We start from the raw sequence: 8,087 nt of genomic DNA, 5'->3' as shown, positions 1-8,087 counted from the left end.
AGGGAACGGCGACCACCGATGACCGACGCAGCCCCCCGGCCGCTGCGGGCCGACGCGCGGCGCAACCGGGAGAAGATCCTCACCACCGCCGCGCGCGTGTTCGGGGAGCAGGGGCCGGACGCGCACCTGGAGCGCATCGCCAAGGAGGCGGGCGTGGGCAGCGCCACCCTCTACCGCAACTTCCCCACCCGGGAGGACCTGATCGAGGCGGTCTACCGCAACGAGGTGGCCCAGCTGTGCGAGGCCGCCCCCGCCCTGCTCGCCGAGCGGCCGCCCGAGCATGCGCTGCGCGCCTGGACCCGCCTGTTCCTGGACTACGCCACCGCCAAGTACGGCATGATCGACGCCCTGCGCGCCATCGCCGCCACCGGGGCCAACCCCTACGGCGGCAGCCGGGAGATGATCCGGGCCGCCGTCACCGCGCTCATGGACGCCTGCGCGGCCGCCGGCGCGATCCGCACCGACATCCGGCCCACCGACCTCGCCGCCGCCCTGGAGGGCATCGCCCTCACCTCGGCGGGCGCCGGGCACCGCGAGCAGGCCGAGCGCCTGCTCGACCTCACCCTGGACGGCCTCGCCGCGCGGCGGTGAGGCACCGGTGAGGCAACGGCGACGAGGGCCGGGGCCGCCAACGGCACGATCGAAGGGAGGCGGCCCCGGCCCCGGTCCGTTCCCGTACGGGCGGGGCATCGACCGCGGAAAGCCCGTACGGCTGCGGTCGGCACCCATTCGACGACTTCAACAGCACTTGAAGTCAAGCCCCCCGGCCGCGCCCCCGACAGGAAACCGGACACCGCCGCGGGGTAGCCTCGCTCCCGGCGGGGGCCGACAGGCGCGACGGGACGAGGGGCGGACGGGATGACGCAGCAGCAGCGCGGCTACTGGCGGGAGGCGGACGGCACGGCCGTCGCCGTCAGCCAGGCGCACATCGTGTGGACCAGGGCGGCCTACCCGGCCCTGGTGGACGTGGCCCACCGCTACCACGCGGTGATCACCTACGCCGAGCTGGCCGAGGCCGTCCAGCAGGCCTCCGGGGTGCGCACCAGCGTCAACCAGCGGCACTGGATCGGCAAGGTGCTGGCCCTGGTGGTGCGCGAGGCCCACCGGCGCGGCGACCCGCCGCTGACCGCCCTGGTCGTGAACGCCACCGACGGCATGGTCGGGGCCGGCTACCAGGACGTGCTGGAGGTCGCCGGGCAGCCGCCCGTCCTGGACGAGATGGACCGCGAGCAGCACGCCGCCGCCGCCCGGCTCGCCTGCTACCGGCACTTCGGCGCCGACCTGCCCGCCGACGGCGGCATCCCCGCCCTGGCCCCGCGCCTGAAGACCACGGTGACCCGCCGCAAGAGCGCCGCCGCCCCCGCGGCCGCCGCGGCCACCGCGACCACCCCGCGCCCGCCGGCGATCTGCCCCAACTGCTTCCTGGAACTGCCCGCGACCCGGGTGTGCGACTCCTGCGGGGCGACCGTCGCCTGAGCCGGGGCCCGGAGTGCGGCCCGGGACGCGGCCCGGGGTGCGGCCCGGCCGCCTCACACCGCGGCCGGCATCCTCCCCGGCATCTGCCAGCCCTCCGCCAGCCGCGAGGGCGTCAGCCGCCGCCCCTCGCCGAAGAACTCGCAGAACTTCATGATCAGCGGGTCCCAGCCGACCGGGTCCACGTAGTGGTCGGTGCCCGGCACGATCAGCCGCTCCTCCACGTGCGCGCGCACCACCGAGACCTCGAAGGCGGTGCACCCCGGGTTGCCCGCCAGCGGCCGGGCCTCCTCCAGCCGGCACTCCAGCTGCACCGGGCACTCGGCCGCCCGCGGCGCCGCCACCAGCTCACCGGGCAGCTCGGTCAGCCCCGCGGCGGCGAACTTCCCCCGCTCGTGCCGGTAGCCCTGCGCGAGCCGGTGCTCGGTGATCCGCGGGTTGGCGGTCAGCAGCGCGAGCGCGTCCACGGCGTCGACCTGCCCGGCCGAGGGCAGGTTGAGCACGCACTCGCCCTCGCGCCGCAGGTTGACCGACGTCTGGGAGCTGTTGCCCAGCCCCAGCACGCACGTCTGCCCCAGCCACCAGGCCGAGGACATCGGCGCCAGGTTGGCGCTGCCGTCCTCGTTGCGCGAGCCGATCAGCACCACCGGGGTGCCGAAGTAGAGAACCTTGAGATCGGTGACCTTGTGCACGGGAAGAGCCGTCCTCGCATCGGATGAGTCGGTGGCCCGGACCGGACGGTCCGCGACCGGACACCGACTCTGCCCCCGCCCGCGCCCCGGCGCTGGCGGGGATCGGACACCGCGTTCCCGCACCCGCAGCACGCGGCGCCGGGGGGTCAGCCCAGGCCGCGGACGGCGACCGTACGGGCCTGGCCGTCGGTCAGCCGGTACGACAGGCCCACCACCGCGGCCCGCCCCTCGGCGACCCGGGCGGCCAGCAGCTGCGAGCGCTCCAGCAGCAGGTCCACCGTCTGGCGGATGTGCTCGTCCACGATCGCGTCCGGGTCCTCGATGCCCGCCGCCTTCGCCGACAGCACGCTCGGCGTCACCCGCTCCACCACGTCCCGCACGAAGCCGCCGGGCAGCCTGCCCTGCTCCAGGGAGTCCAGCGCCGCCGCCACCGCGCCGCACGAGTCGTGCCCGAGCACCACCACCAGCGGGCAGTCCAGTACCGCCGCCCCGTACTCGATGCTGCCCAGCGCCTCCGCGCCGGTCACGTGACCGGCGGTGCGCACCACGAACAGGTCACCCAGGCCCCGGTCGAAGATGATCTCGGCGGCCAGCCGGGAGTCGGAACAGCCGAACAGCACCGCGAACGGCTTCTGCGCCGCCCCCAGCGCGGCCCGCCGCCCGGCGTCCTGGTTGGGGTGTTCGGGGCTGCCGCCGACGAAACGGGCATTGCCCTCCAGCAGCACCCGCAGCGCCTCGGCGGGGTCGGATATCGGGCCGGATATCGGAGAGGAGATCATGCGGCCACCCTAGATCGCCGCCGCCGGGACCCGCAGCCGGGGGCCGGGTGCCACGGAAAAGCGGATGCCCGCGCCCCCGCCGCCGTGGCAGGGTCGCGCGCATGAACACCGACACGCCCACCGGCCGGTCCTTCGCCACCGCCCGGCAACCCGCCACCTTCGGGGCCTGCACCGTCGAGGGCGAACCGGACGAACCGGAGCACGCCGCGGTCGGCGACGACCGGACACTGTGCCAGGAACAGCCACGCACCATCGTCCGCTACCGCCACCCGTTCGGCGTGCGCGTCGGCGCCCGGTTCTGCCCGCGCTGCCGGCACCTCGCCGCCGCCGCCCCGACCCGCCCCGGCGTCCAGGAACGCCTGCACGAACGCGTCCTGGACGCCGCCGAGGGGCCGCTGCGCGCGGACCTGCTGGCCGCGCTGCGCCGCGGCGCGCCCGTCCCCAAGTGGTTCAACGGCCCCGCGGACTTCCTGGCGTCGCACGCCCGCCTCGACGAACTGACCGAGGGCGCCGCCCCCGCCGCCGCGGCCTTCGAGGCGCAGACCCTCTCGCTGGCCGTGGCCGAGGACGGCTCCTGGCGCTACCTCGTCGTCCTGCCGCACGACGGCGGTGCCCCGCTGCTCGCCCGCGGCCCGCGCACCGCCTGACGCCTGTCTCCCGGATCCCCGCCTGGTCCGCGGCGTCGGGGCACGCACCTCGCCGCGGTGGCGGCCGGCCCGCCCGGCGCCACCGCCCGGTTACCGGGCGCGCGCCGGGCGGGGCAGGGTGTCCGAGCGGCCCGGTACGGTGGCTGCCGTGCCCACCCGCGTACCCCTCGAAGACCTCGTCCGGCTGCGCCGGGCCCGCGACCGGATGGACCGCGAGTACGACCAGCCGCTGGACGTGCCCGCCCTGGCCCGCACCGCGCTGATGTCGCCCGGCCACTTCTCGCGCAGCTTCCGCACCGCCTACGGCGAGACCCCGTACAGCTACCTCATGACCCGCCGGATCGAACGGGCCAAGGCGCTGCTGCGGCGCGGCGACCTCAGCGTCACCGAGGTGTGCATGGCGGTGGGCTGCACCTCGCTCGGCTCCTTCAGCAGCCGCTTCACCGAACTGGTCGGCGAGAGCCCCAGCGCCTACCGCTCCCGCGACCACGCCGACGGCGAGCCCATCCCCGCCTGCATCGCCAAGATCCGCACCCGCCCCGCGCGCCGCACCTGAGGCGAAGAGCGGCCCCTCTCCCGTAAGTTGACGTGCATGAGCATCGAACTCGCGCAGTGCTTCATCGCCGTCGACGACCACGACAAGGCGCTCGCCTTCTACCGCGACGTCCTCGGCTTCGAGGTGCGCAACGACGTCGGCTTCGAGGGCATGCGCTGGGTCACCGTCGGCTCGCCCGAGCAGCCCGGGGTGGAGATCGTCCTGGAACCCCCGCTGGCCGACCCGCACGCCTCCGAGGACGACCGCCGGGCCGCCGCCGAACTCCTCGCCAAGGGGCTGCTGCGCGGCGTCATCTTCCGCACCGACGACTGCGACGCCACCTTCGAGCGCATCCGCGCCGCCGGCGCCGAGGTCCTCCAGGAGCCGATGGACCAGCCCTACGGCGTGCGCGACTGCGCCTTCCGCGACCCGGCGGGCAACATGCTGCGCTTCAACCAGCCGCGCGCCAGGTAGCGCTCAGGACCCGTCGGCCGGGCGGCCCAGGCGGTGCAGGACCAGCCAGGCCTGGACGCCCTGGGCCAGCAGCACGGCCGGCGGCACCGACCAGGGCAGCAGGCCGGCCAGGGCCAGCGGGAACAGCGCCAGGACGGTCACCGCCAGGACGGGCAGGGTGCTCAGCAGGGCGACGCGCAGCCGCACCCGGCGGGGCATCATGACGCCTCCCGGGCCCGGTCGAGGAAGGTGCGCAGGTCGGCCCAGGCGTCGGCGGGGGCGGCGGGGTCGCCGGACAGGGCGGCCGGGTCCTCGCGCCAGGCGGTGCGCACGGCGGCGGACAGCGTGGTGTCGCCGCCGCTGAACAGCCGGGAGAGCTCGTCGAGGCGGGCGGCGATGCGGCGCACCCGGGGGTCGGCCGGGTCGGTGCCGGCGGCGCGCAGGGCCTCGGCGCGGCGGTAGAGCTGGGGCCACTCGACCTCCAGCAGGTAGTGGGCGGCCGGGCCGAGGGCGGCCGCGTGGTCGGCGAGGGCGTGCAGCTGGTCCTCGTCGAGGTGGCGGCGCAGGGCCTCGTCGGCGGCGGGCCGGGTGGCGCCGGCGGCCCGCACCAGGCGCAGCAGGTCCTCGGTGCCGGGCTCGCGTGCGGCGGCGAGCTCGCCGTCCAGGTGGCCCAGGCGCTCGCGCAGCTCCCGCAGCGCCGCCAGGGAGGCCTCGGTGGCGGCCAGGTGCTCGCGCACCAGGCGCCGCACGTCCACGCCGGCGTCCAGGCAGGTGGCGATGGTCTCCAGGCCCAGGCCCAGGCGGCGCAGGGCGAGGATCTGGTAGAGCCGCACGACGTCCTGCTCGGTGTAGGCGCGGTGGCCGGAGGCGGTGCGCCGGGAGGGGCAGAGCAGGCCGAGCTGGTCCCAGTGGTGGAGGGTGCGTACGGTCAGTCCGCTCGCCTCGGCGAGCGGGCCGACCTTCCAGGTCTGTTCGGAGGAGGGCATGGCACGAGCATCCCTTCTGACGCCGCGTGAGGTGCAAGCCCCCAGGGGCGCACCTCAGGCGGCACGGGCGGGCAGCGGGTAGTCGGGCAGGGCGATGTCGCCGGCCTTGGCGAACTGGGCGGCCAGGACGGCGCGCAGCGGCCAGCGGCCCATCCAGCGCATCGAGGCGGCGCGCAGGCGGATCATCAGGGCGCTGTCGGGGGCGCCTGTTGTCAGTGGGTCAGGTTATGTTCTCGGGCATGAAGATCGTGGTGCGGGTGAAGCTGGTGCCGGAGGCTGACCAGGCCACCGCGCTGCGTTCGACCCTGCGCGCGGTCAACGAGGCCGCGTGCTGGGTGTCGGCGGTTGCGTTCGAGCGCGGGGTCCCGCGTGAGTACGAGCTCCGCAAGCACACCTACGCCGGATTGAAGGCGATAGGGCTGGGGGCGCAGGCCGCCCAGCACGTCATCAAGAAGACCCGTGACGCCTACACCACGTTGAAGGCCAACATCCGCGCCGGGAACCTCGGCAGGCCGGGCTCCGAACGACGGGTCAAGGCGGAGTCGAAGCCGATCACGTTCCGGGCCGAGGCCGCACAGCCGTATGACGACAGGTGTTTGAGCTGGCAGCTGGACCATCGGACCGTCAGCATCTGGACAATGGCCGGACGGCTCAAGGGTGTGCGATTCGCGTGCTCGCCCGACGCGCTCACGATGCTCCGCGAGCACCGCAGGGGCGAGTCCGATCTCATCGAGCGCGACGGCGAGTTCTACCTGATCGCCACCTGTGAGGTACCGGAGAAGCCGCTCAACCAGAGCCCGGCCGCCTTCATCGGAGTGGACCTCGGCATCGCCGACATCGCCACCATCAGCACCGGCTACCGGGCCGCCGGACGCGGCCTGAACCGGCACCGTAAGCGCCAGCTCGACCTGCGGCGCAAGTTGCAGGCCAAGGGTACAAAGTCCGCCAAGCGCCTCCTCAAGAAGCGGTCGCGGAAGGAAGCCCGGCACACCGCCAACGTCAATCACATCGTCTCCAAGACCATTGTTACTGCCGCTGAACGCACCGGCTTCGGTATCGCCCTGGAAGATCTGACGGGCATCCGCAGTCGGGTACGGCTCCGCAAGGACCAGCGGACCCAGTTGCACTCGTGGGGCTTCCACCAGCTCGGCCGGTATATCGCGTACAAGGCGAAGCGGGCCGGGGTGCCGCTGGTGTACGTCGATCCGGCGTACACCAGCCAGGAATGCTCCCAGTGCCACCACATCGACCGGAAGAACCGCGTCGACCAGGCAACGTTCGCCTGCCGGTCCTGCGGGACCGTCCTGCACGCGGATACAAACGCGTCCCACAACATCGCCCGCAAAGGCGAGACCGTGTGGACCGCGGGGCGTGAGTCACGCGTCCCAGCCACCGCAACCCAGGTGGCTCAGACGTGGGAGGCCAGGCGACAGCCAGCCGCGCCCTACCCACAGGCCCGGTCCCTTCAAGCTCGGGTCAAGTTGACGAACCAGCTGTCCAGTTCGCGGGCGAGCGTCGAGTCGTGGACGGCGAACCAGCAGTGGTAGCCGCCGATGGAGCGGTAGTGGTCCTGTTCGGGGCCGAAGGCCAGGCGGTGCACCGTGGAGTGCAGCCCGTTGACTCAGGGGTGGGTCAGGGTCAGGCCGGGCCCGGGGCGTCAGGACTTCGGCGCCGTGCCCAGCAGGGTGTGCACCAGGTCCCCGCCCAGGGCCAGGCCGGCCGGCGACTCGTCGGAGAGGCCGTAGTCGCGGTACCACTCGGCCGGGGCCTCCGGGTGCGGGCCGCTGACCGCCACCCGGCCCGAGCCGTACGGGGCGACGGCGGCCGCGGCCCGGTCGTTGGTGTAGCGGGCCAGCACCTGGGCGCCCGGGCCCTCCAGGTCGAAGTACGGGCCGTCCTGGAAGTACATCCGCTGCGGCCGCCCGCGCCAGGAGACGTCGACCAGGTGGTCCTGCTCGTCGGTGACGGTGGCGCCCCCGGAGCTGATGTACTGCCCGGAGTCGCCCGGCAGGAGGCCGTAGCCGGGGTCGTGGCCGGCCAGGTAGCCGCCCATGCACAGCCCCAGGTAGTGCCCGCCGCCGCGCACGTAGGCGCGCACCAGCTCGGGGGAGAAGCCCGGGTCCTGCTGCAGCAGGCGCCAGGCGGTGGACACCTCCTGCCCGTTGGTACCGCCCGGCTGCACGTACAGCGCCGCGCCGGACAGCGCGTCCGGGCCGAAGCGGACCTCCTCCTCGGGCCCGATGTAGCGCACCGCGAAGCCGTCGTGCTCCAGCAGGTCGTGCGCCGCCTCCGGGCAGCCCTCGCAGGCCGCCGGGCCCCGGTAGACCAGCGCCGGCGGACGGCCCTGCGGATCCGGCGCGGCCCCGCCGCCCGCGTCCGCGCGCGGCGCCCGGCCGGCCCGGGCGGCGCCGTCCGGGCCGCCCCCGGAGGGGGGAGCCCCCCACGCCGACGCCGCCAGCACCACCCCCCCCACCGCCACCCCCCCCCCCCCCCCCCCCACCCGCATGACCAGGACCCCTGCC

Annotated in this window: 11 protein-coding genes and 1 pseudogene; 6 read left to right on the top strand and 6 right to left on the bottom strand. The window is 74.7% G+C overall.

Translation table 11 applies throughout. The features are described from left to right. Positions 1–18: 18 nt before the first annotated feature. Positions 19–591 carry a TetR/AcrR family transcriptional regulator gene (locus tag ACFXOZ_RS41405; RefSeq protein ID WP_380595219.1) on the top strand — a complete coding sequence of 191 codons (573 nt, stop codon included), beginning with the start codon at positions 19–21 and terminating at the stop codon, positions 589–591. A 267-nt stretch (positions 592–858) separates the two neighbouring features. Then, complete coding sequence (locus tag ACFXOZ_RS41400; RefSeq protein WP_380595218.1) at positions 859–1,476, top strand: hypothetical protein; 618 nt, start codon at positions 859–861, stop codon at positions 1,474–1,476. 53 nt (positions 1,477–1,529) lie between these two features. Here ACFXOZ_RS41400 and ACFXOZ_RS41395 read toward each other — a convergent pair whose 3' ends face one another. Together ACFXOZ_RS41395 and ACFXOZ_RS41390 are read right to left on the bottom strand one after the other, a co-directional pair. Beyond that, on the bottom strand, positions 1,530–2,165 hold the full coding sequence (locus ACFXOZ_RS41395) for a flavin reductase family protein (protein ID WP_380525875.1): 636 nt from the start codon (positions 2,163–2,165) through the stop codon (positions 1,530–1,532). A 146-nt stretch (positions 2,166–2,311) separates the two neighbouring features. Further along, entirely contained in the window at positions 2,312–2,944 is a 633-nt protein-coding gene (locus ACFXOZ_RS41390; protein WP_375896771.1) for a carbonic anhydrase, read from the bottom strand. 101 nt (positions 2,945–3,045) lie between these two features. Here ACFXOZ_RS41390 and ACFXOZ_RS41385 point away from each other — a divergent pair, with 101 nt between their 5' ends. From ACFXOZ_RS41385 to ACFXOZ_RS41375, 3 genes and pseudogenes are all read left to right on the top strand, one after another. Beyond that, entirely contained in the window at positions 3,046–3,591 is a 546-nt protein-coding gene (locus ACFXOZ_RS41385) for a hypothetical protein (RefSeq protein ID WP_380595216.1), read from the top strand. 205 nt (positions 3,592–3,796) lie between these two features. Continuing rightward, positions 3,797–4,178: pseudogene (locus ACFXOZ_RS41380) on the top strand (helix-turn-helix transcriptional regulator). Positions 4,179–4,183: 5 nt separating this feature from the next. Beyond that, complete coding sequence (locus tag ACFXOZ_RS41375) at positions 4,184–4,600, top strand: VOC family protein (RefSeq protein WP_380525872.1); 417 nt, start codon at positions 4,184–4,186, stop codon at positions 4,598–4,600. A gap of 3 nt (positions 4,601–4,603) precedes the next feature. On the opposite strand, the gene ACFXOZ_RS41370 is transcribed toward ACFXOZ_RS41375, so the two are convergent. From ACFXOZ_RS41370 to ACFXOZ_RS41360, 3 genes are read right to left on the bottom strand one after another with little or no spacing between them, the layout of a single operon-like run. Continuing rightward, entirely contained in the window at positions 4,604–4,801 is a 198-nt protein-coding gene (locus tag ACFXOZ_RS41370) for a hypothetical protein (protein ID WP_380525870.1), read from the bottom strand. Next, positions 4,798–5,565: a MerR family transcriptional regulator gene (locus tag ACFXOZ_RS41365; RefSeq protein WP_375896780.1), complete on the bottom strand. Its 768-nt coding sequence runs from the start codon at positions 5,563–5,565 to the stop codon at positions 4,798–4,800. Before ACFXOZ_RS41365 ends, ACFXOZ_RS41370 begins: the two co-directional genes overlap by 4 nt. 54 nt (positions 5,566–5,619) lie before the next feature. Next, complete coding sequence (locus tag ACFXOZ_RS41360; RefSeq protein ID WP_380525867.1) at positions 5,620–5,751, bottom strand: hypothetical protein; 132 nt, start codon at positions 5,749–5,751, stop codon at positions 5,620–5,622. 53 nt (positions 5,752–5,804) lie between these two features. On the opposite strand from ACFXOZ_RS41360, the gene ACFXOZ_RS41355 reads away from it, so the two are divergent. Further along, complete coding sequence (locus ACFXOZ_RS41355; protein ID WP_380595214.1) at positions 5,805–7,112, top strand: RNA-guided endonuclease InsQ/TnpB family protein; 1,308 nt, start codon at positions 5,805–5,807, stop codon at positions 7,110–7,112. A 110-nt stretch (positions 7,113–7,222) separates the two neighbouring features. Here ACFXOZ_RS41355 and ACFXOZ_RS41350 read toward each other — a convergent pair whose 3' ends face one another. Further along, complete coding sequence (locus ACFXOZ_RS41350; protein WP_380595212.1) at positions 7,223–8,044, bottom strand: BPL-N domain-containing protein; 822 nt, start codon at positions 8,042–8,044, stop codon at positions 7,223–7,225. Positions 8,045–8,087: the final 43 nt, after the last annotated feature.

Origin of the sequence: Kitasatospora sp. NPDC059160 (genome assembly GCF_042755465.1) — a bacterium.
GTDB lineage: Bacteria > Actinomycetota > Actinomycetes > Streptomycetales > Streptomycetaceae > Kitasatospora.
Note: the sequence above shows the minus strand (reverse complement) of the source record. Positions and strands in the feature narration are given on the sequence as shown.